Consider the following 22,545-nt stretch of genomic DNA (forward strand, 5'->3'; position numbering starts at 1 on the left):
TTGCTTGTTAAATAAATGTTCTAAGCGTATATTTCAAACAGTTGTTTAATACGAGTGATTGAAATGGCACCAAGAAGTACAACCAAAGACAAAATCTTAGATGTGGCTGAAGGCTTATTTGCTGAGCACGGTTTCAATGACACCTCTTTACGCACTATTACGGGTAAAGCCAATGTCAATCTTGCTTCAGTGAACTACCACTTTGGCGATAAGAAGACTCTGGTTCGTGCCGTATTAAATCGATACTTAGAAGCATTTATGCCTGCACTGCAAGACGCTTTAGTGAACTTAAACTTGAACGAAACGTATTCTATGAGTGATGTGTTTGAGTCTTTAAGACAGCCGCTAAGAGCTCTGAATGATGTAAGGCCAAACGGTACCAGCCGATTTATGTTACTCATCGGTCGAGGTTATACGGATGTGCAAGGTCACTTGCGTTGGTTCATTACAACTCGCTACAGCGAAGTACTGACTCTGTTTACGACGTCAGTAATGAAGGCGAATCCGAACCTCACTCAAGAGCAGTTATTTTGGCGTTTACACTTCACCCTTGGGACTTGTGTTTTCACCATGGCGTCTAGCCAAGCTCTAATAGAAATTGCAGAGAATGACTACGACACAAAGATAGATGCGAAGGCAGTGGTCGATATTCTCATTCCATTTTTGGCCGCTGGCATGTCAGCAAAAGAATAAAACAATAAAAAGCAAAATATTCACAAACAATATAGTGAACAAAAGGATCTGAACTATGAGCTCTCTAAGACAAAAATGGGTAAGTGACCCAGCTTTTAAACTCTTTAAAAAAGTACTACCACCACTATCTAGCACCGAGAAAGAAGCGATGGAAGCGGGTAGCGTGTGGTGGGACGGAGAGCTGTTTTCTGGTAAACCAGATTTCACTAAGCTTCACCAGTACCCAAAACCTCAGCTGACAGCAGAAGAGCAATCGTTCATGGACAATGAACTTGAAACATTGCTCGCTATGCTAGATGACCACAAAATTGTGAAAGAAGACCGAGACCTTCCTGAGGAAGTTTGGAACTTCTTACGCAAAGAGCGTTTCTTCTCGCTAATTATCGCGAAAGGGTACGGCGGTCGTGAATTTTCAGCGCACGCAAACTCTACCATCGTAACTAAAATTGCGACTCGTAGTATTAGTACTGCGGTTTCGGTAATGGTTCCAAACTCTCTTGGCCCTGGTGAGCTACTGTCTCACTACGGAACTCAAGATCAAAAAGACTACTGGTTACCTCGTCTTGCTGACGGTACAGATATCCCTTGTTTCGCACTAACAGGGCCTGAAGCAGGTTCTGATGCGGGTGGTATCCCTGATGTCGGTACCGTTTGTATGGGCATGCACGAAGGCAAAGAGACACTAGGCATCAAGCTTAACTGGAACAAGCGCTACATTACGCTAGCTCCAGTGGCGACGGTACTTGGTCTGGCTTTCAAACTGCACGATCCAGAAAAGCTACTGGGTGACAAAGAAGACATTGGCATCACGTGTGCGCTTATCCCGGCAGACCACGAAGGTGTTGTGATTGGTGAGCGTCATGATCCACTTGGTCTTGCGTTTATGAACGGCCCAACACGCGGTCACGATGTGTTTATTCCAATGGAATGGCTAATCGGTGGTGCAGATTACGCAGGTAAAGGCTGGCGTATGCTGGTGGAATGTCTGTCTGCAGGTCGTGGTATCTCGTTACCGGCACTTGGCACGGCGATGGGCCACCTAACGGCGAAAACCACTGGTGCGTACGCTTACGTTCGTAAGCAGTTCGGCATGTCGATTGGTAAATTTGAAGGTGTTGCTGAGAGCTTAGGCCGTATTGGTGGTTTAACGTATCTACTAGAAGCGACTCGTACACTGACAACTACTTCACTTGATATGAAAGAGAAACCGGGTATCGTAACGGCTATCGCGAAATATCACATGACAGAGATGGCACGTACTATTCTGAATGACTCAATGGATATCCATTCAGGTCGTGCAATTCAAGATGGCCCAATGAACTACTTGGCTGCGCCTTACCTAGGTATTCCAGTTGCTATCACAGTAGAAGGTGCGAACATCCTAACTCGTAACCTGATGATCTTCGGTCAAGGTGCGACACGTTGTCACCCATACGTATTGAGCGAAATGGAAGCGGCAGCGAACCCAGATGAGAAGCAAGGTGCAAAAGACTTTGATAGCTTGTTGTTCAAGCACATCTCACACGCAACTAAAAACACGTTCGGTGCTTTTGGTGCGGCACTAACTGGCTCTAAGTTCATTAAAGCCGACATGAGTGGTCCAACTAAGCCTTACTACCAAGATTTGACTCGTTTGAGCCGTGCGCTTGCAGTCAGTGCGGATTTCGCAATGCTGACGCTAGGTGGCGAACTGAAACGTAAAGAGCTTATCTCTGCACGTTTGGGTGATGGTCTAAGTTACCTATACATGGCGTCTGCTGCGCTTAAGAAGTATGAAGACGAAGGTCGTCAACAAGCTGACTTAGACTACGTACACTACGCGGTTCAACACTGTTTCCACAACGCGGCTAAATCGCTACAAGAAGCGTACAGAAACTTCCCGAACAAGATGGTGGGTAAAGTACTTAAAGGTCTAGTTTTCCCTGTAGGTAACCACTTCGAGAAACCGAGTGATAACCTAACAGTTCAACTAGCAGAAAGCTTGATGACTCCAGGTGCACACCGTGAACGTCTGACTCACCTTTGTTACATTGGCAAAGAGGAAGATGATAGTGTTGGCCTTATGGAGAATGCTTTCAATGCGATGTACAGCATCAAGCCTCTGGAGCGTAAGATCTTCAAAGCAGTGAAAGAGGGCAAAGTGGCTCGTAAAGGCTTGCTTGCGGATAAACTGGCTCAAGCACTTGCAGCTGATGTTCTGACACAAGAAGAAGTCGACCAAATTGTTGCTGCTGATAAACTACGCTACACAGCGATTCAAGTTGACCACTTCAGTCATGACTTTAGTGAAACTTTGACGCGAAAAGAGTTAAAACCTAAGCTAAATAGCGTTGCTTAGATAAAGAAATGATAAAAGGCACCTAATAAGGTGCCTTTTTTTGTTTTTGTCGTAGAAGTCGCAATAGACGCGTTAACAAATGGTGACTTAGTCAGCAAATATCCGCTGAGTGCTCCAACCACTTGCATTTTCACCACATTTTTACAGAAATTAGATGCCATTTGCGTACGAAACTTTTATCCTTACCCTGATTTTTTAAGGAAGTTGAATATGATCATCAAACCTCGAATTCGCGGATTCATCTGTACTACAACACATCCAGTCGGTTGTGAAGCTAATGTAAAAGAACAAATTGCTTACACAAAAGCTCAAGGCCCAATCGCAAACGCACCTAAACGTGTACTCGTTGTTGGCTCTTCAAGTGGCTACGGCTTGTCTTCACGTATTGCGGCAGCATTTGGTGGCGGCGCTTCTACTATCGGTGTTTTCTTCGAGAAAGCCGGTACTGAGAAAAAAACGGGCACAGCTGGTTTCTACAACTCAGCAGCGTTCGACAAGCTAGCTAAAGAAGAAGGCCTGTATTCAAAAAGCCTTAACGGCGATGCTTTCTCTAACGAAGCAAAACAGAAAACAATTGACCTGATCAAAGAAGATCTAGGCCAAATCGATATGGTTGTGTACTCACTGGCGTCTCCAGTGCGTAAAATGCCTGAGACTGGCGAAGTAATTCGTTCAGCTCTTAAGCCTATCGGCGAAACGTACACATCTACAGCGGTAGATACAAACAAAGATGCGATCATCGAAGCAAGCGTTGAGCCTGCTACCGAAGAAGAGATCAAAGACACTGTTACTGTAATGGGCGGTGAAGATTGGGAACTTTGGATCAACGCACTTTCTGAAGCGGGTGTTCTAGCTGACGGTTGTAAGACTGTTGCTTATAGCTACATCGGTACTGAATTAACGTGGCCAATCTACTGGGATGGCGCGCTAGGTAAAGCTAAAATGGATCTAGATCGTGCAGCATCAGCGCTGAACGAAAAACTAGGCCAAACTGGCGGTACTGCAAACGTTGCTGTTCTTAAGTCTGTTGTGACTCAAGCAAGCTCTGCGATTCCTGTTATGCCTCTTTACATCGCTATGGTGTTCAAGAAGATGCGTGAAGAAGGTATTCACGAAGGTTGTATGGAACAGATCTTCCGTATGTTCAGCCAACGTTTGTACAAAGCAGATGGCAGCGCAGCAGAAGTTGATGAAGTGAACCGTCTACGTCTAGACGACCTAGAACTTCGTGACGACATTCAAGAGCATTGTCGTAACCTATGGCCTCAAATCACAACTGAAAACCTAAAAGAACTGACTGACTACGTAGAGTACAAAGAAGAGTTCTTGAAGCTGTTCGGTTTCGGTGTTGAAGGCGTTGATTATGAAGCTGACGTTGATACTGCTGTTGAATTTGATGTGGCTGACATCTAATTCAAACAATCGAATCAAAACGAAATAGGCGCTCACTGAGCGCCTATTTTTTTGTCCGTCGTTTGAGGAAAGAGATTAAAAGCAGACATGGAAAAATAAAAGCAGATGCGGGATTTGAGTGGCGAGATGCGAAGAGAAGTTAAGAGCAGATGCGGGATATGAGTTGCGAGATGTGAAGAGATTTAAAGATCAGACTTGGGATGCGTTAAAAGCTGAGAAGAAGTAATAAAAAATGCACTAATCCAAAGATGAATTAGTGCATTCGAAATATCTAAGCTGGACTGCTTTTAAAGTAGCAGACGCTAACTAATTATGATGATGAAAGTACCTGCTAAGGTCATCAATATATTGGCTATCGCGTACGTACCTGCGTAACCCAGAGCAGGGATAGTTGAGCGAGCGTGGTCATTTACGATGTCCATCGCCGGAGCACAGGTTCGCGCGCCAATGATGGCACCAAATAGTAGAGCTCGGTTCATCTTCAATACGTAAGCACCGACTAAGTAAGCGAAGAATACCGGCAGAACACTCACTACTAAAGCAATACCGATGACCTGAGGGCCTACTTGCGTTAAGTGCTCAAACATCTTACCACCGGCGCTCAAGCCGATACCGACCATGAAGAACATCAAACCCAAGTCTTTGACCATGTTCAATGCTCCCTGAGGCACATAACCGAAAGTAGGGTGGTTTGCTCTTAAGAAGCCAAGCATGATGCCCGACAGAAGTAGGCCAACCGCATTACCTAAGCCAAATGAAACCTGACCGAATGTCATGGTGATCAAACCAAACAAAATACCTAGAATGAAGAAGCTACAGAAGGCCATCAAATCCGCCATTTGGCTGTGGATTGAGATGAAACCAATTTTCTCAGCTAGACCGTGAACACGACTCTTTTCACCACTCACCTGCAGTACATCACCTTTAGAAAGCACGATGTTTAAGTCCATCGGCATTTCAATTTGAGCACGTACTACGCGGTTAAGGAAACAGCCGTATTCAGATAGGTTCAAGTCTGACAGGCGCTTACCTGCGATGCTGTCACTTTTAACGACAATCTCTTCTTCCACGATACGCAGATCGAGAAGGTTACGGTCGAAAACCTCTTTACCATTACGGAAGCTTGGGTCGAGACGCGCGTGGCTATCAGGGAAACCTACCAATGCGATTTCATCACCTTCTTGCAGGATCGCATCACCATCTGGGTGGGCAAGAATACCGTTACGACGAATACGCTCGATGTAACAGCCCGTTTGGCGATAGATACCCAGTTCACGAAGGTTCTTACCGTCTGTCCAAGATATAAGCTCTTGTCCTACGCGGTAAGCTCGTATGATTGGAAGGTAAACCTTACGTTGCCCTGAAGCACCTAAGCCACGCTCTTGGGCGATTTGCTCAGCTGAATCGTGTAGGTTAACTTTCTGAAGCTTTGGAATAAGGCGAGCAAACATAATCATACTGATTAAGCCAACTAAGTAAGCCATCGCATAACCAACTGAAAGGTTTTCGATGATCAGGCCTATATCCATGTTTCTTGGTAATTCTGCAAGCCCAGAATTCAGAGCATCTTGAGCACCTACTAATATAGGCGTTGCTGTTAAGGCTCCCGCCATCATGCCTGCGGATAAACCAAAACCTAGCCCGAGGTAGTGGCTACTGAAATACGTTAAAGCAATTGCGGTAGAGAGAACCACAAGGCTCAGGATGAGATAATGCTTACCGTCTCTGAAGAAGATACCGAAGAAGTTTGGTCCTGCTTCAATACCAACACAGTAGATGAAAAGCATGAAGCCAATCGTGAGCGCATCAGCGTTAAACGAAAAACCAAGATGTCCCATGATAAGGGAAGTAATCAGAACACCGATTGAATTGCCGAGTTGGAGGCTACCGAAACGAATTTTACCAATGGCTAATCCAATCGATAAAACAACAAAGATGAGGAGGATGGGGTTTTGTTCTAACAGAAAAACAACGTCGATATTCACAGTGGTCGCTCAATAATTGGCGTGAAACACAGGGTAAGTTTGAGAGGTGAATTGTATCTAAATATAAATAAAATATAAGCGATATTTTGCTATTTTACTTGATTTTGACCTGATTCTTATTCCGTACGAAAACTGGTCATAAAAAAAGCCCGCTATAGTGAGCGGGCTTGATATAAATCGTACAGTCTAACGCTTAAATTGATTAACTGTTTTAGGCTTTAGCCTTGGATCTCGTAAGAGAAATCTTAGCTTAGTCGAAAAGACCTAGGTTTTCTTTTGCGTATGCTTCAAATTCTGTGCAGCCGCCGATGTGGTCTTGGTCGATGAAGATTTGTGGCACTGTGTCTACAGGCTTACCAACAGTCTTTTCTAGGTCAGCTTTGCTGATGCCTTCAGCGTGGATGTCAACGTAACGGTAGTTGAAGTCATCGCGTTTAGCTTTAAGAGTTTCAGCATGCTCTTTTGCACGAACACAGAATGGGCAAGCAGGGCGACCAAAAATAACTACAAACATTTAATTTCTCCTAAATACGGGATGAGGCTCGTTAACTCAATTATGTTAACTATTCTTTAATGAATGCCACTCAAAATTTCTTAAAACCAACTATGCCTCAATGCCATGGGGAAATAAAGATGGAATTGCCTCTTAATACGATAGGTTTTGCCTATCAGCGCAAATATTAATCATAAAAACGCAGGGTCGCGTTCACTGGCCTCTACCATTGTTAAGTACCCTTAATATTAGAGTGTGAATTACCCCTAAGATTGCGACTTTAATCCATCTTTAATGTGACAAGTTGCACCTCGTCAAAAAAATCAAACACAGAACGAGGCATCTTATTATTGGGTATGGAACCATATTCGGTAAGCTGCCAGATGTAACCCCATTTTAGTGTGCTTGTATTTAAGATGCAGGCATTGTGTTGTAAGTACAAAGGTTACATTTCGAAGGTTGTATTCCGAAGATTAAATGCCAAAAACCAAGAATTTCAAAAAAACCAAGAGTTCGTAGTTTTGTTTAGTCATAGGCGCAGGAGGCTCCATGTTTCAATTTATGACATCTACAAAGATCATCTTTGGTGATGGGGCACTTCCCGCTTCATTGTCTCTCTTTAATCAATACGGCTACAGCGTGTTATTGGTTACTGGTAATACATTAGAACGCACCTCACTGGTTACTGACTATCTAGATGCGCAGAGTATGCGTTACCAGCACATTGCCGTTTCGGGTGAACCCAATATCAAAATGGTTGAAGAGGCTGCCACGTCTGCTCGGCGATTTAAACCTGATATGGTGGTGGCAATGGGTGGCGGCAGTGCCATTGATATGGGAAAAGCGTTAGCTGCGGTTTTACCTAATCAAGGTAATTTATACGACTATGTTGAAGTGGTTGGGCGTAATGTTCCTCTTAAAACCAAACCACTGCCGTTTATCGCTATCCCAACCACAGCGAGTACCGGCGCTGAAGTCACTAGAAATGCGGTGCTTAAGTCTGGACAAGACCAAGTCAAGATAAGCCTTAGAAGCCCAGACATGCTAGCTGACGTCGCGATTGTTGACCCAGCATTAACCCATGGCACTAATCCGTATTTATCTGGCCGCGGTGCTATGGACGCATTTACCCATTTAATGGAAGCCTATGTGTGTGGTGAACCGAATCCGTTAACCGATATGATCTGTGAAGAAGGATTGCGTAAGCTGAGTCGTTCTGTCATTCAGGCGTGTATCTATGATGAACCTCAAGCGCGTTCTGACCTTGCCTTCGCTTCTATGCTCGGAGGAATGGCGATAACCAATGCTAAGCTCGGCGCTGCGCACGGGCTAGCTTCTGCGTTAGGAGGTAAGATTTCTGCGCCGCACAGTGTGATTACAGCACGCTTGGCACCATTTGTGATGTTAGAAAACATAGCAGTAGCGAAAGAGCAGCAAAGAAACGACATATTAGCGCGTTATCAGCGAATCGCTCAGATAGTGACGGGTAACGTAAAAGCAAAAGAAGAAGAGGCGATTGCTTGGTTATCTGAAGTGTTGGATACACTCAAGCTACCAAGCTTACTTGAATTTGGTGTCTGCGAAGCTCAGTTTGATGAGGTGTCTGCCGATGCGCTCAAATCAGTGGCTATTAAAGGAAACCCTTTACCGTTGAATCAAGAGAGGCTTGTACATATTCTGAAGCAGGTTTGCGAGGAGTGCAGTTGTGGAGAGGGGTATCCGGAGACAGCCTCAATGAATCAGGCTAATCAACTTGCCCCAGAACAGGCTGCCGAGTCGAGTTTTACCATTATTAACTCTTATGCGTCTGAGAATAATGTTGTAGAGAAAGGCAATAGCTGGACGATCTAACGTTCTTCGAACAGTTCACTGCATAAACCATTGTAAATTGTAAACAGATAAATAAAAACGGAGCACTAGGCTCCGTTTTTTAATTCAACTTGTTCTCAGTTCATGTGATTTCAGGTCATGCCTTAACAGATTAGAACTGAGAATACTTCTCGTAACGTGAATCACGAAGTGACTCTTTCACGCGCTTTAGGTTCTCTCTGAAACCAGAACCACGACGAAGTGTAAAGCCTGTTGCTAGCACATCGATAACCGTCATCTGAACAACGCGACTTGCCATTGGCATGTAAACGTCAGTGTCTTCCGGTACATCCAATGAGATAGACAGCGAGCTCGCTTTATCTAATGGAGAGTCTTTCGCTGTGATAGCGATAACTGTTGCGCCGTTCTCGCGAGCTAAGTTCGCAATCTCAACTTGGCTTTTTGTGCGGCCAGTGTGAGAGATAAGAACAATAACGTCGTTGTCACTGCAGTTAATGCAGCTCATGCGTTGCATCACGATGTCTTCGAAACAAGTGATTGGGATATTGAAACGAATGAACTTGTTTTGAGCATCTTTGGCTACAGCAGAAGAGGCACCCAGTCCGAAGAATGAAATGCGTTTTGCTTGAGTCAGCAGGTCAACCGCACGGTTAACTTGCATCGCGTCTAGACTGTTTTTAGCAACGTCTAGACAAGCCATAGTTGATTCGAAAATCTTATGCGTGTAAGCATCTGGGCCATCATCTTCTTCAACATTACGGTTCACGTAAGGTGTACCGTTCGCCAAGCTTTGAGCTAGGTGAAGTTTGAAGTCAGGAAAGCCCTTTGTGTCTAAACGACGACAGAAGCGGTTAACTGTAGGCTCACTCACGTCAGCCATTTTAGCTAAGGTAGCAATGCTAGAATGAATTGCAGTTTGAGGGGAAGCCATGATTACTTCGGCTACCTTACGCTCAGACTTGCTGAAATTTTCCAGGTTTTTTTGTATTTTTTCTAATGTATTCATAGTGTTCACAAGGGTATAGAGAACAACTTGCTAGTTAATATCTTTTACCAGGGGGTATGGCTGAAGCAAATATCAGTAAGCACAAAGCCAAAGTTATATTCGGTATTGTAAATACTGCTGCATCAAATAGATATCAAGCTAACTAGCACCATAGAGTCAGTATAAACCCAACATACTATTTACTAATACAAAAACACGGCATGAATGCTTAAGAATATGACAAACCTCAACAAAATTTTAGAAAACTACAGAATTGGAAGAGAGTTTGAGCAAAAAGAATGCAAATTGAGTATGAACTGACAGCTTAGTTACATCAAAAAGAAAGAAATTTTCAATTTGATGCAACTAAAATTGAATGACTATGCGTTGATTTGCGTAACCAGTTTGTTGATTTTGCCCATCAAGTTTGGTGCTAGTTTAGAGATTTCACGCTGTTCTTCAAGCACTGAAGAAAGAATATCATTACCTGTCAGTGGATTTGCTAACACTACGCGGAAAACGATGATTGGTTGATGTGCCCATGCTTCGGGATTTAAGCGCGTTCGCGATACGAAAGACTTGCCTGTTTCACGCTGCTTCTTTTGAATAAACTTGGTCAGTTCATTCAGTAGCTCATTCAGTTCAACGCGTTTTATTGCGTCAGCTTTAAGCAGCGCCGCTTTAACTGGCTCAGGCACATAGCGGTAAGTCAGTAGGCACAGCTCAGGCTCTGAAACCAGTTCGAAATCGCTTTGATCTTTAATCAGGTCGGCAAAGTAGCGCGCTTTGTTGATGCTTTGGTCGATTAGCAGTTCATAGCCAGGTCGGCTGATGATGTGCATCGACGCATAAACAAGCATTGCCATACCGGAACGAGAGCCTTCTAACGTATGACTACCAAGATCTTTCGAACCCTTACGCAATATGTATTGAGCATGATGTTCGATCGCTGTCATCGCATCTGGTTTCTTAAACAGCACCATACCGGCACCCATAGGGATATAAAGCTGTTTATGTGCGTCAATCGTGACTGAATCTGCTAGCTCGATGCCATCAAGCAGGTGACGATGATTGTTCGACATCAGAGTCGCACCGCCCCAAGCTGCATCTACGTGGAAGTGACAATCTGTTTCGGCACATACCTCAGCAATGTCTCTTAGCGGGTCGATATTACCAGTTTCGGTTGTACCAGCCACACCAATGACGGCGAAAGGTTTGATCTTGTTCTGCTTAAGTTGCTCGATCTTGAGTCTTAGATCGTCAGTGCAAATGCGGTTGTCGTTATCCGTCTTAACAGACACTAGACCTTCTTGACCAATACCAAGGACATCTGCGGCTTTTTTCAGAGAGTAGTGACCACGTTCAGAAACTAAGATGGCTAGGCCTTCGTAGTCGTAGTGCTTCATGGCTTTAAACAAGCCTTCTTTTTCTACACCTTTGAACGAGCCTTGTGCCTTCAACGCATTGTTGCGCGCAACCCAAAGCGCAGTAATGTTCGCGATGGTACCACCAGAACAAAACGCACCCAAAGAGTGGTTCGCACTGTGCATCCAGCGTGAATAAAACTGATCGTCATCTTGGTAGATCAAGCGATGTAGCATACCCAGAACTTGACGCTCTAGGGGCGTGAAAGCTTTGGAGGTCTCAATTTTTACTAGATTCTGATTCAACGCAATCATGATCTTAGAAAGCGGCATCAGAAAGTACGGCAGAGCAGACGTCATGTGGCCAATAAAACTTGGCGAAGACGTATGAACCGAGTGAGACACGAGAGAATCGAGGAGATGCTCAGTATGTTCAGAAACAAACTCAGGCTGCTCAGGGATATGAGCATTTGAAAAATCTTTCTCAATTTCACGCAGCGGCTTTTCTTCAGCCACAATGTGTTCACGTAAGAATTGATTCAGGTTTCGTGAAAGTTTGTCTTCAATTTGAGTGAGTGTTGAATCTGGGCCTTCAGGTACCGTGAAGATACGTAAAAGACTGTCGAAGCTAACATCTGCTGTTTTTTGTTCCGTAACCATAGCAAGCGATTTATTTTTTTTTATATTGACGCGAGCGGGACAATCTAAACGAAAACGGGAACAATGTCCCGTCTTAATTATGAAATCCAACTTCTCAAAAAAGCATATTAAATGAGGGGTTATTTACACTTAATCGCTTCAAGTTTAGTAATTGACTGATTGTAGCGTTGCAGTGCCGTATCGATTTGCTTAGGGTGGCTAAGCAATTCTGCAAACGCTGAACGTAGCTCGTAGTTTTGAGCATGAGGCGTTGATTGGCGGTCGTCGAACGTTGTTTTCGCGATTTTACCTAGCTCGTCATCACGTGTTGATAGCGTTTTAATGTCGTGTTGCTCTAGTTGTAGCCAACCTTCGACAGGTTGTTCCGTAGCCACCTTGCTTGAGTCGTTCACAAGGTAGTAGTTTACTGCAGCACGATTAAGCTCAAAGTGGTGCTTACGACCTTCTAGGAACCACTCACTGACTTCTGTTAGCTCTGGGTATTGCTCAGAGGTCAATGCAGCAAGGTCGGCATACCAATTCAAAGAGGCGTCGATGTACGCATCATATTTTTTTGCTTGGCACTGGTTTGTTTCAGACATTGAATCTGCTGCAAAAGAGAAAGTAGAAGTTGAAGCTAGCAGTAATGCGACGCAAAGGCGTTTCATAGTGGTTCCTTTTGTAAGTTTATTCTTTTTATAACTTTGTCGTTACAGGTTACCGTGATCGTTATTTGTTGAGCAATGACACTTAGTGTCTTTTTATTTCGGTAACTGTATCGGTGTCTTGGGCATGGGTATTCGAGTTGCATTCTAATCTAAAACAAACGCTATTCCTGCGATCTAGTTAGCAAGAGATACAAAGAACAACATCAAAATCGGGACAAGCAAGCTTAGGATAAAGCCACTGACGATAGCGATAGGCACACATCGAACACCGCCTGTTGTTTGAATGACAGGTAGAGTGAAGTCCATCGCCGTAGCACCTGCATAGCCTATAGAGGTACACGGATAGCTGCGAATCAGCACTGGAATCAGTACTAAGGCAACTAACTCTCTTAACAGCTCAAGCATGAAAGAAGCACCGCCATAAACAGGGCCAAAGGCGTCACCCATCAAGATACCAGCCAGAGAATACCAACCAAATCCAGAAGACATAGCCAAGGCTTTGAACAGAGGGATATCCAGAATGTAAGCCGCGATAACGCCACCTAGCATTGAGGTGACGATAATCGTGATTGCGATGACCATGCCGTGTTTGTTCAGCAAGATTTGTCGAAGTGTTAAACCGCTATTACGCAGTTGAATGCCAATAAAGAAGAGAAGTACAAACAAAATCCATTCACTGGCGGTATCAACCCAATCAAGACTGATAGGCAAGACTAAGCCAGCGATAAGGCCTGAACCCACAACTAGGATCAGTTTGGCAGACTCCATTGCCATCGAAGAGAGGGGAAGCTTCTTCTTGCTACTATCGGTTTTGAGTGGCAATAACTTATCAATAGCGGGCAGTGCCATTAGGTTACAAACACTTAAGCAGACAAAGAAAGTGACGGTGTAAAGAAGGATTGTCTGCAGATTACTGCCTAGGTTATCGAGGGCGGCTAAGCTTAGCCCCATTAACGCGAGAATCACGTAGATCAACCGCGATGTCGAGCGGTTGATAAATTCTAGCGTCTGATCGTTCGAAATAGAAAAAAGATACCCCACGACGAGTGGTGCAAATATAAAGATCATCCCTGTAAACATGCTTTCCCCACTGCATTTACTTCATATTACATTTACTTGTCACTTAACAGTGACTTAGAAGCCACTAGTATTGATCACGTCGCTTAGCTTTGCATTAAAATCATGTTTGCTCAAGTTGCTTAATTTATAAAGCACCTCTGCACCTGTCACGTTAAGTTCAACTTCGTGATCATCGATGTTCTCATCCTTGTTTCTGAACATCAGCAGGTGATTAGCGATTCGTGCAATATCCAAGTAAGACACTTCGCGTTCTTCGTGGCTATTAATGGTATTACTGCACACATCAATAAAGTCGCTGTCGAAGCCCCAACGATTAAGCACCAGTTTACTGGTTGCAGAACATTGGCCTTGGAATATTTGTAGGGCGATATCGTGGTCTAGGTAATTGCCATTTTCGAGGTAGAGGTGGTATTCGCTAACCAAACAGAACAAACCAATGTCAGCCAGTAATCCGACAAGCAGTGATTTTTCATGTTCAAGGTAGCGGTATTCAATAGGGGATAGTTCTTTGAAGCCGTTGGTCACCAATACCATAGTGGCGCCGAGTTCTTTGGAGACAGAAGCGCTCTGAACCAGTAACTCATTACACTCTTTGCTCAGGTTGACTGAATGCTTGAGTTGTTCAATAGCCTGAGCCGTAACGATATCACGCACTCTTAATATGCCAAGGCGCGACACAGCCGTCATCATATCGACACAAGTAATGTTGCGTCTGTTGAATACGACAGAGTTAGCCACTCGAATGACGACAGCAGTGAGGCCTGGGTCTTCAAGTAAGCATTCGGCAACTTCGGCAATCCCGGTTGATTCGAGAGTGCAAAGCTTTTGAATTTTCAGTACAACGTTAGGGATAGGAGGAAGTGTTATTTTTCCCGCTGAAATAGAATGGCCAACAAGTTGGGCAAACTCTGATTCTAGACCCTTTAAGAGAAGAGCCTTATTTTGTGGTAGCCAGAAAAACGATAAATGATTCATAAAAAAAGTAACAACATGTATGTTCTGCCATTTTACAAGCCGCGATGCTGTGAAGCAATACTCATCCGACGACATAACCTTGAATAATTTGAACGGGTGTATCACTGGGTGTCGAAATTTAAGCATGGTTTGATAGTTTACTGTGATATCAATCATGAAAAATCATAATACTCAATTGATTGATGTGAACTAAGCCCAGACTTATTTTTCTTTTCGAAGTATCATTTATTTAAAGGTGGAAAACGAAATCATAATATTCACCTAAAGAATAAAAAACAGATTAAAAATTTTTCGCATAAAAAGCTGCTTGTCTGGTAATGAACCTAATCGGGGTAATTTGATTAAGGATCAACGGATATGACCGAGACAGCATTTATTAATTACGTGAATCAATTTGGTGAGCATCAAAAACGTTCTATGTTTGGAGGTATCGGCCTCTTTCAAAATGACGCTATGTTCGCTTTATTGAGTGAAGGTTGTTTATTCATCAGAGGTGGAAAGTCATTAGATAAAAAACTGACGGATCTTGACTGTGAAAAGTATCGTCATGTAAAAAAACAGACAACAGCTACCGTAAATTATTACGATATTACTGACCTGTTTACCTGCGAACATCCTGAATTGGATAGTATTATTCGTACTTCAATCGATAATTCAATTCAGCAACGTAGCTTTAAGAAATCATCCGCTAGCCGTCGATTGAGAGATCTACCAAACATGCAACTTACGTTAGAGCGCATGGTTAAAAAGGCGGGTGTGGACGATGTTTCAATGTTTATGCAGTTGGGCGCGCCTGAAGTGTTTAATAAGGTTCGCAAAGCGTACGGAAACGATGTTGACCTAAAACTACTTTGGAAATTTGCGGGTGCAATTGATGGTATTCACTGGAAACTATTACAAGAGCCACGCAAGCAGCAATTATTAAAGGGCTGCCACTAAAGAAGTTTGCCTTATATGCTTAAGATTATTACTAATAAATAAAAACCGAGGAATGTCCTCGGTTTTTTTGTTTCTGTCTTAGCCGGATTTCTTAAAAGACTAACTATCAAAAGGCTAAGTGCTCATGGAGAGCTTATTTGTTAGGGCTTGAGCGTTAAGTATTAGTACTTGAAACGAGCCGTGAACATTAGCTGGTCACCGTAGAAGTCGTTAATACGAGCTTCAGCACCTAAAGAGAAAAGCTCTGTAGAGTGGAAACGCGCGTAAACAGAACCCGTCCAATCATCGTTGTCATCGATAGAAACGTAACCACCTTTACCACCAACTTCTAGTTGTGGACCAAGCCATTGGCGAACACCAACGTTGATTTCCATACCGATATCAGTAGAGCTTGAGTTTTCAGGCTGAACGATACGAGCTAGCATTTCACCTGTTAGGTCTGCCCAGTTGTTTAATGGAGCGTGGAAACCAAGACCTACAGCTGAGTCGTAATCGCCTTCAAATTCTGAATCGATACGTGCTATAGCGTGAGCGTTCGGGTGAATGGACTTACTGAACGCACCACCAAATGTTACTGGGCTAGCACCGATACGTGCTTCAAAGTAATCATAGTTAAAGTTGCTCATTACCTGTGGTTGTTCATCAACAGCTAGTGCTTGACCAGAAGCCAATAGCATAGCGGTAGTAAGTAGAATTTTGCGCATAACGACCGTAAACCTATATTAGTGTTAATTCCTTTGGTTTGAGACAAATCGGCAAACCATAAACATTGAGACAGTTTAATCTAACTCACGGAAAAGTAATCCTTTAAAATGTAAAACCTTACTCATTTAGTTAAAAAACAAGCAAATTAAGGATCAGTATGTAACGGAGATCTCATGTTTTAGGACGAATGAGAAAAATAGACGAGCGAATCATCCAAAATTTGTATGTGTTCGGACGGTTCTTATATCGGGTGCCACTTTTCTCAGAATCCATTAACCAATTAGTGCTATTCACCAAAACTGGTGCGTTTATCCGCCATTGAAGTCAGTATGCGCTCGGTATCTAAGATCGAAGTCCAGTTAAGCAATTGCTTGTCGTTGGCAATGACATAGTCAGTCAATTGTTGAGTAATCGTGTCTCTCAGTTGGTCGCCTTGCCAAGGTTTTGAAATATAGAAATCAAGTGCTGCGTTGTTAATGGCCGTGACGGTATCTTCTAGTCCAGCTTGCCCTGTGAGCAACAGCTTACGCGTTGGTTTAGTCGCGTCGTGTTGGTTGAGTTCGATCAGAAAATCGATGCCGGTTTTTTCTGGCATGATGTGGTCGCACAAGATTAAAGCGAGCTTAATACCATCTTGTCCCATTTCTTTGATGACTTGCTTGGCTTCATCGACAGACTCAGCACCTTCAACCAGAAAGTTCTCTTCAAATATCGCCAAGTCTTGAAGGACACTGTTGAGAACTTCAGGTTCATCATCGACACATAAAATTAGGTACTTATTCATGAGGTGCTCCTTCTTGTTTGAATGGAAGCCACACTTGCATGTGTGTATGGCTGCCTACCTCAGACTCCACCAAAATAAAGCCTTGATGAGCCGAAACGATTTGTTGAGAGATAGATAAACCAATTCCTAAACCAAAGTTACCTTCTTTTTTGGTCGTGAAATTTGGGTTGAAAATGGTGCTGATGTCTTCTTTCGCAATGCCGTGGCCAGTATCGGAGATTTGCACCACAAGAAACGCGTCGTCGCCTTTTGTCTGTTGAGAGGTAGTAATGGACACTCTCCCTCGTTCAGAAAGGGCATCGAGCGCATTGGAGATAAGGTTGGTCCACACTTGTTGTAGCGAGAGCGACTGGCACAATAAAGGCGGTAAGTCGGTATCGTAATGTTTTTCGAGTTGGTGGTGTTTAAGCCTGTTTTCGAAGATCACTAAGGTATCTTCAAGCCCTTCGTGTATATCTGTGTAGTGGCGAACCTCTTCATCTTCTCTAGCATAGCTTTTTAGGCTTTTGACCATATCGGCAATACGCTTGCTGCACACTTGAATTGAGCGGATAGAGTTTCCAACATAGTGGTAATGTTCTAAGTCATTGAGCAGCTCTTTGCCTGCGACAGGGGACTCTTTTAATGTGTCTAAAACCGTAGAGTCTTGGCTTAGGTTTAGTCTCACGGCTTTTTTTGCTAAAGCACGGTCATCAATAGTCGACGTAAGATGCTTTACGAGCTGTCTTTCTTGAGCCGTTGATAGTGGCTTGGCTAACTTTGAATGCGCCAGCACGTCAGTCCCTTTATTCGATTCTGGGAGTGACGAGTTTTCGAGTATCTGGTCGAGATGTTCAGACAAGGTTTCAATACTTCGTAAGATCGCGGCAATAGGGTTGTTCAACTCATGAGCAACGCCCGCGACAAGTTGCCCAAGCATCGCCATCTTCTCTTTCTCGATCAATTGTTGATGTGCAGACTCTAATGATTCTAGTGTTTGCTGCAGTTTGATCTTATTGGTGATGCTGCGTTGCAAACGTCGATTAAAATGACGGAGCAATAGGTTGGTGAATAACGGCAGCAAGGTGTTGTTTGAGTGCATCACTTGAGCAAAGCTATCTTTATCCAGCTTGATGACTCGTGTTTGCGTTAGGGTTATCGCGGTTGAGAAGGAAGGTTCACCCGTCACAAACGACATCCCGCCGACAATATTGCCCTTAGAGTGTCGTACCACTTCCCGCTGTTGCCCCAACTCATCTTTTTTATAGAGAGCGGCTTCACCCTCAATGATCAGCCATAAAAAGCGATTGTCTTCACCTTCTACAGTGAGGAGATGTTCGGGTGAGTAGTCTCGAATGGCCTTGGTTTTGTCATCTTTTGAAAACACATCTTGTAATGCACTGACGACACGCTCTGCAAGGGCATTGTCAGAAAGCTGGTGGTAGTCGTGAATGAAACCCGATTGAAAAGAATGAATCTTTTGCTCGATGTGTGCTCTGAATAAGCGCTGTTGATCCAACGCATCACTGTAAGATAACAGGTTTTCTGATTCGTATTGGATAACAAAAGAGGTCAGCTCTTTTTGCGCCGATTTGAATAGAACTTGATCTTGAACGGGTTTGGTTAGGCAGTGATTGAGCCGGCCTTCATTCACCGCGGTCAGAATGGATTGAATGTCTGACGAAGCGCTGACTAATATCGTTCTTGCGGTATTACTATGGGGCAGCTGTTCCAGTTCAATAAGAAATTGCACACCATTAAATCCAGAATGATGATGAGTGATCACTAAAGCAACGGTTTGGTGGTGATCATGGATATCTTCTAATGCGTGATGCGCGTCTTCTATGTTCTCGGCAGTATAAATATCGAATACAGAAGCTAACGGAGCCAGCTCCGAACGTATTCTTTCAATGCTAACCGGATTATTGTCCAAACAGATAACAGCGTATTGATTCACAGCTCAACCTTAATAGTAGCGACGTCTCTAGCCTAGCAAGAACCGCTGAATAAGGATGAGAGCTAGCCGTTAATTTATTGAGGCAATCGAAGTATCGAGCAATAGACTGATTTAACTCAATGTTTCTTGTTTGCTACTGATGGGTTAGACTAAAAAAAACAGACTAGTGTAGAAAGAGAACTCATGGAACAGTTAAGAAAAATTGGTGCAATTGGCGGAGCAATCTCATTGGCACTTTGTTGGCCATTAGCGGTTGGGCAAATTGGACAAAATGCGATTACTGATGGCGTTGCAAAGCTTAACAATTCAAGCATTCAAGCTGAGATCGTGGAATACGATAGAGGTTATCTTTCTTCTACTGTAACCACTCGCGTAACTGTGACGGATGAGAGCTTGAAAGAGCAGCTTGCGCTCGATGGCTTACCAAGTGAGTTTGTCATTAATAGTGCGGTGAGCCATGGCTTAGTGAGCTTAAACGCGCTGTCGACGTTTGAGAATACTGACATTCTGCCTCTTACTCTGACTACCAGCACTGAGCTAAACGGCAACACGGATTTCAACTTCGAGTTAAGCCAGTTCAATCACCAAGGCTCAGAAGAAAATGGTACCTCGGTATCTATCACGAAGTCGAATCTGTCTGGCCATGCCACTGTATTAGGGCAGGTTGATTACCAGCTTTCTATCCCATCGGTTCAAATTGATTTTGAAACGGGTGAAGAGGTCACACTCTCTAACCTAAAAGGCATTGGCTCAGGCCAGCAAGCGAAAGGTTACTGGTTAGGCACGCAGAATTTTACTATTGATAGCTTCTTGATTTCAGATTCTGCAATGCAGCCTTTCATGACCATCGAAAACTCTAAGTACGATTTTGAATCGCATCTAGATGAAGCGACTAAGCGTTTGAGCAGCAGTCTTAAGTTGGATATCGCCAACATTGAGACCAACGAAGGCCAGTTGAACAATCTAAACGTCGATTTTGAAATGTCGAAACTGGACAGCCAGTCGTTTGAGAAAATCTTTGAAATTTACCAGGCGAATCCTGTTCTGACACAAGAAGATGTGGCTGAGATCATTCCGTTCATCGACGTACTGTTTGCTAAAGGCTTCGACCTTTCAATGAACAATATGTCGTTAGAATTAGGTAAAGGTCAGTTTGAATCTAAATGGTTGGTGAGCGTACCGGAAGGCACAGAAAACATCAGCAGTAACCCTTCAATGATTGTCCCTGCATTAACAGGTAATGTTCAATCTAGCTTCTCAAATGAGCTTGTTGAAGAATACCCTTTTATCCGTGAAGGTATCGACGAATTGATCGTGATGGAAATGATCAAGCAAACAGAAAGTGGTTATGAAATCACGGCTGACCTAGAGAATGGAAATCTAGTGTTTGAAAATGGACAAGAAATTCCATTAATTGCACTGCTTATGCCGGCTTTTGTTCAATAAAAAGAGTCGGGCCTAATACTGATAGGGCGATCTAACGGGTTAAGTTAAACATTTTGTACGGTACGAAACAAAAGAGGTCTTAAGACCTCTTTTGTTGTTTTTATGTTGGGTAAAACATGGTATTACTTGCATAGTTATTATTTAGCAGGAGCAATTATCCCCATGGAACTTACATTAGATAACGTATTCAACTTTAGTGCTGGCCCAGCGGCACTGCCTAAACCGGTAATGAAACAAGCGCAAGCAGACTTCATTGATTGGAATGGTTTAGGCACTTCCGTTATGGAAATCAGCCATCGCAGCAAAGAATTTATTCAAGTTGCCGATGAGTCTGAGCAAGACCTACGTGATCTTCTGAACATCCCAGACAACTATAAAGTTCTTTTCTGTCAGGGGGGCGCTCGTGCTCAATTCGCTGCTGTTCCTCTAAACCTTCTAGGTGACGCGACGAAAGCAACTTACATTGATGCGGGTTACTGGGCAGAAAGCGCAGTGACTGAAGCGAGCAAATATTGCGAAATCGATGTATTCAACGCGAAGACATCTATTGATGGCAAAGCGGCGGTTGTTCCGGCTAAAGATTGGAAAATCGACCCAGAAGCGGCGTACGTACATTTCTGTCCAAACGAAACCATCGATGGCATTGAAATCAGTGAGCTTCCTCAAACGGATAAGCCAATCGTCGCAGATATGTCATCTAACATTCTGTCTCGTAAGATCGATGTTTCTCAGTATGGTGTTATCTACGCGGGTGCTCAAAAGAATATCGGCCCAGCTGGTATCTGCATTGCTATCGTGCGTGATGATCTACTAGAACTAGCAAACGAAGTATTGCCGAGTATTCTGAACTACAAAGTACTTGCTGAAAAAGACTCAATGTTCAACACACCACCAACCTACGCTTGGTACCTATCAGGCCTTGTATTCAAGTGGCTGAAAGCTCAAGGTGGCGTTGAAGCGATGGAGTTGGTGAACAAAGAGAAAGCGGCGTTACTGTACAATGCGATTGATAGTTCTGCTTTTTACAAAAACGATGTTCACACCGAAAACCGTTCAAGAATGAACGTGCCATTCCAACTAGCGAAACCTGAGCTAGACAGCAAGTTCTTAGAGCTGGCTGATATTGCAGGTCTGAAATCGTTAAAAGGTCACCGAGCGGTGGGTGGAATGAGAGCTTCACTTTACAATGCGATGTCTCTGGAAGGCGTTCAGGCACTAGTTAGCTTTATGAAAGACTTCGAAGAGAAATACGCTTAATAAGCGACCTAGATGTTTACCAGTGAAAAGAGGAGCTTAGGCTCCTCTTTTTGTTTCCTATAGAAGGTAAAAATATAGAGGCCTAATTACCTTCTTCGACCACTAAAGCGAAACTGTTGTGGCGTTACATCAAAAGATGCCTTGAAAGCTTTAATGTAAGACGAGTCGTTTTGATAACCGACTTGATCAGCAATATTCTGGATTGAGAACTCTTTATCCAACAAAGACAACGAGTAAATTAGGCGGATTTGTTGTCGCCATAACTGAAATGACGTGTTGAACTCTTTTGAGAATAAGCGCGATAAGGTTCGCTCTGATGCACCGACTTTACCTCCCCATTCCTTCAACGAAAAGTCCAACGTTGGTGCCTCTGTCAGCGCTTCAAAGATAAGCTTCAATCGTCGGTCTTCGGGTAGCAACAATTGATAGGTCTGAACGTTGTCTTTCATGATCTGATCGTGCAATACCGAGAGCAATCGCGATACCTCTTCATCACTCACTAATCCTTCGCACTGTCTGCGAATTTCCTGCAATAACTCATTCAAAAACGGCGTCAGGGTAATGGTTCGCACTTGAGGCTCATACTCAATACCAAAGGCTGGATTAAGGTAAATACCGACAAACGTCGTATGGCTCAATGCGATAGATTCATGCTGAATCCCTGCAGGCACAAACAAAGCAGAAGTATGGGGCACAAGATGCTGGTAGTGATCGGTTTTCGTTTGCAATAGGCCTTTGAGCGGGAAGATCACTTGATGCCACGTATGTTGGTGCATTACATCGACGTAGCCCTTGGGCATATCGATGGTCTTCACTAACGCTGGTGAATTAGGATTAGCGACCATCATCTCATTTGAGGTGATGATTCCGGAGTGAGAATCTATTTGGCGGGTTGGCATGGTTAACTGGCTTTATATCCCTATTCTGACATTGGTTTGTTAGGTTATCATGCTTGGCGTAGTGAATGAAATCGAGTTATCGTGTCGTTTGTCTCACGTAGTTCAGAAAATAAGTT

18 protein-coding genes are annotated in these 22,545 nt (G+C 43.6%); 7 read left to right on the plus strand and 11 right to left on the minus strand.

Features of this window, described 5'->3' with window-relative positions; genetic code table 11:
• The first annotated feature begins 63 nt into the window (after window positions 1-63).
• The 3 genes from psrA to fabV all read left to right on the plus strand — a co-directional run bounded on the left by psrA (window position 64) and on the right by fabV (window position 4,444).
• Complete coding sequence (psrA, locus tag M4S28_RS07410) at window positions 64-693, plus strand: TetR family transcriptional repressor PsrA (protein WP_029222147.1); 630 nt, start codon at window positions 64-66, stop codon at window positions 691-693.
• A gap of 55 nt (window positions 694-748) precedes the next feature.
• Entirely contained in the window at window positions 749-3,031 is a 2,283-nt protein-coding gene (locus M4S28_RS07415; RefSeq protein WP_004734682.1) for an acyl-CoA dehydrogenase, read from the plus strand.
• Between the two features lie 210 nt (window positions 3,032-3,241).
• A complete protein-coding gene (fabV, locus tag M4S28_RS07420) occupies window positions 3,242-4,444 on the plus strand; it encodes an enoyl-ACP reductase FabV (protein ID WP_029222146.1) in 1,203 nt (400 codons plus the stop codon).
• A 302-nt stretch (window positions 4,445-4,746) separates the two neighbouring features.
• Here the strand turns inward: fabV and M4S28_RS07425 are convergent, their stop codons facing one another.
• Both M4S28_RS07425 and M4S28_RS07430 read right to left on the minus strand, forming a co-directional pair.
• Window positions 4,747-6,429 carry an aspartate:alanine antiporter gene (locus M4S28_RS07425; protein WP_017077841.1) on the minus strand — a complete coding sequence of 561 codons (1,683 nt, stop codon included), beginning with the start codon at window positions 6,427-6,429 and terminating at the stop codon, window positions 4,747-4,749.
• 250 nt (window positions 6,430-6,679) lie between these two features.
• Window positions 6,680-6,943, minus strand: coding sequence for a GrxA family glutaredoxin (locus tag M4S28_RS07430; RefSeq protein ID WP_009847069.1), 264 nt, complete (start codon window positions 6,941-6,943; stop codon window positions 6,680-6,682).
• Between the two features lie 528 nt (window positions 6,944-7,471).
• Here M4S28_RS07430 and M4S28_RS07435 point away from each other — a divergent pair.
• Window positions 7,472-8,773: an iron-containing alcohol dehydrogenase gene (locus M4S28_RS07435; RefSeq protein WP_249632605.1), complete on the plus strand. Its 1,302-nt coding sequence runs from the start codon at window positions 7,472-7,474 to the stop codon at window positions 8,771-8,773.
• Window positions 8,774-8,903: 130 nt separating this feature from the next.
• On the opposite strand, the gene M4S28_RS07440 is transcribed toward M4S28_RS07435, so the two are convergent.
• The 5 genes from M4S28_RS07440 to M4S28_RS07460 all read right to left on the minus strand — a co-directional run bounded on the left by M4S28_RS07440 (window position 8,904) and on the right by M4S28_RS07460 (window position 14,463).
• Window positions 8,904-9,758: a MurR/RpiR family transcriptional regulator gene (locus tag M4S28_RS07440; RefSeq protein WP_004734686.1), complete on the minus strand. Its 855-nt coding sequence runs from the start codon at window positions 9,756-9,758 to the stop codon at window positions 8,904-8,906.
• Window positions 9,759-10,117: 359 nt separating this feature from the next.
• Window positions 10,118-11,761: a pyridoxal-dependent aspartate 1-decarboxylase PanP gene (panP, locus tag M4S28_RS07445; protein WP_017086484.1), complete on the minus strand. Its 1,644-nt coding sequence runs from the start codon at window positions 11,759-11,761 to the stop codon at window positions 10,118-10,120.
• A gap of 119 nt (window positions 11,762-11,880) precedes the next feature.
• Window positions 11,881-12,408 carry a hypothetical protein gene (locus M4S28_RS07450; protein ID WP_004734688.1) on the minus strand — a complete coding sequence of 176 codons (528 nt, stop codon included), beginning with the start codon at window positions 12,406-12,408 and terminating at the stop codon, window positions 11,881-11,883.
• A gap of 174 nt (window positions 12,409-12,582) precedes the next feature.
• A complete protein-coding gene (locus M4S28_RS07455) occupies window positions 12,583-13,488 on the minus strand; it encodes a LysO family transporter (protein ID WP_017083332.1) in 906 nt (301 codons plus the stop codon).
• A gap of 54 nt (window positions 13,489-13,542) precedes the next feature.
• Complete coding sequence (locus M4S28_RS07460; protein ID WP_004734690.1) at window positions 13,543-14,463, minus strand: HDOD domain-containing protein; 921 nt, start codon at window positions 14,461-14,463, stop codon at window positions 13,543-13,545.
• A gap of 357 nt (window positions 14,464-14,820) precedes the next feature.
• On the opposite strand from M4S28_RS07460, the gene M4S28_RS07465 reads away from it, so the two are divergent.
• Window positions 14,821-15,402, plus strand: a complete 582-nt coding sequence (locus M4S28_RS07465; protein WP_004734691.1) for a TfoX/Sxy family DNA transformation protein — start codon at window positions 14,821-14,823, stop codon at window positions 15,400-15,402.
• 161 nt (window positions 15,403-15,563) lie between these two features.
• Here M4S28_RS07465 and M4S28_RS07470 read toward each other — a convergent pair whose 3' ends face one another.
• The 3 genes from M4S28_RS07470 to M4S28_RS07480 all read right to left on the minus strand — a co-directional run bounded on the left by M4S28_RS07470 (window position 15,564) and on the right by M4S28_RS07480 (window position 18,827).
• Window positions 15,564-16,106 carry a hypothetical protein gene (locus M4S28_RS07470; RefSeq protein ID WP_048609214.1) on the minus strand — a complete coding sequence of 181 codons (543 nt, stop codon included), beginning with the start codon at window positions 16,104-16,106 and terminating at the stop codon, window positions 15,564-15,566.
• A gap of 287 nt (window positions 16,107-16,393) precedes the next feature.
• A complete protein-coding gene (locus M4S28_RS07475; RefSeq protein WP_017071960.1) occupies window positions 16,394-16,891 on the minus strand; it encodes a response regulator in 498 nt (165 codons plus the stop codon).
• Window positions 16,884-18,827, minus strand: coding sequence for an ATP-binding protein (locus tag M4S28_RS07480; protein WP_249632606.1), 1,944 nt, complete (start codon window positions 18,825-18,827; stop codon window positions 16,884-16,886). The genes M4S28_RS07475 and M4S28_RS07480 overlap by 8 nt, the downstream gene beginning before the upstream one ends.
• Before the next feature lie 183 nt (window positions 18,828-19,010).
• On the opposite strand from M4S28_RS07480, the gene M4S28_RS07485 reads away from it, so the two are divergent.
• Both M4S28_RS07485 and serC read left to right on the plus strand, forming a co-directional pair.
• Window positions 19,011-20,273 (plus strand): DUF945 family protein, encoded by a 1,263-nt coding sequence (locus M4S28_RS07485; RefSeq protein ID WP_017091692.1) that lies wholly within the window; start codon window positions 19,011-19,013, stop codon window positions 20,271-20,273.
• Window positions 20,274-20,435: 162 nt separating this feature from the next.
• A complete protein-coding gene (serC, locus tag M4S28_RS07490; protein WP_249632607.1) occupies window positions 20,436-21,530 on the plus strand; it encodes a 3-phosphoserine/phosphohydroxythreonine transaminase in 1,095 nt (364 codons plus the stop codon).
• 86 nt (window positions 21,531-21,616) lie between these two features.
• Here the strand turns inward: serC and M4S28_RS07495 are convergent, their stop codons facing one another.
• Window positions 21,617-22,429, minus strand: a complete 813-nt coding sequence (locus M4S28_RS07495; RefSeq protein ID WP_249632608.1) for an AraC family transcriptional regulator — start codon at window positions 22,427-22,429, stop codon at window positions 21,617-21,619.
• Window positions 22,430-22,545 lie beyond the last annotated feature (116 nt).

This window comes from Vibrio sp. J383 (assembly GCF_023503985.1).
Lineage (GTDB): Bacteria > Pseudomonadota > Gammaproteobacteria > Enterobacterales > Vibrionaceae > Vibrio > Vibrio splendidus.

Coding starts and splice junctions, on each gene's coding strand:
- psrA (WP_029222147.1), top strand. CDS start 64: ATGGCACCAAGAAGTACAACCAAAGACAAAATCTTAGATGTGGCTGAA.
- M4S28_RS07415 (WP_004734682.1), top strand. CDS start 749: ATGAGCTCTCTAAGACAAAAATGGGTAAGTGACCCAGCTTTTAAACTC.
- fabV (WP_029222146.1), top strand. CDS start 3,242: ATGATCATCAAACCTCGAATTCGCGGATTCATCTGTACTACAACACAT.
- M4S28_RS07430 (WP_009847069.1), bottom strand. CDS start 6,943: ATGTTTGTAGTTATTTTTGGTCGCCCTGCTTGCCCATTCTGTGTTCGT.
- M4S28_RS07435 (WP_249632605.1), top strand. CDS start 7,472: ATGTTTCAATTTATGACATCTACAAAGATCATCTTTGGTGATGGGGCA.
- M4S28_RS07440 (WP_004734686.1), bottom strand. CDS start 9,758: ATGAATACATTAGAAAAAATACAAAAAAACCTGGAAAATTTCAGCAAG.
- panP (WP_017086484.1), bottom strand. CDS start 11,761: ATGGTTACGGAACAAAAAACAGCAGATGTTAGCTTCGACAGTCTTTTA.
- M4S28_RS07450 (WP_004734688.1), bottom strand. CDS start 12,408: ATGAAACGCCTTTGCGTCGCATTACTGCTAGCTTCAACTTCTACTTTC.
- M4S28_RS07455 (WP_017083332.1), bottom strand. CDS start 13,488: ATGTTTACAGGGATGATCTTTATATTTGCACCACTCGTCGTGGGGTAT.
- M4S28_RS07460 (WP_004734690.1), bottom strand. CDS start 14,463: ATGAATCATTTATCGTTTTTCTGGCTACCACAAAATAAGGCTCTTCTC.
- M4S28_RS07465 (WP_004734691.1), top strand. CDS start 14,821: ATGACCGAGACAGCATTTATTAATTACGTGAATCAATTTGGTGAGCAT.
- M4S28_RS07470 (WP_048609214.1), bottom strand. CDS start 16,106: ATGCGCAAAATTCTACTTACTACCGCTATGCTATTGGCTTCTGGTCAA.
- M4S28_RS07475 (WP_017071960.1), bottom strand. CDS start 16,891: ATGAATAAGTACCTAATTTTATGTGTCGATGATGAACCTGAAGTTCTC.
- M4S28_RS07485 (WP_017091692.1), top strand. CDS start 19,011: ATGGAACAGTTAAGAAAAATTGGTGCAATTGGCGGAGCAATCTCATTG.
- serC (WP_249632607.1), top strand. CDS start 20,436: ATGGAACTTACATTAGATAACGTATTCAACTTTAGTGCTGGCCCAGCG.
- M4S28_RS07495 (WP_249632608.1), bottom strand. CDS start 22,429: ATGCCAACCCGCCAAATAGATTCTCACTCCGGAATCATCACCTCAAAT.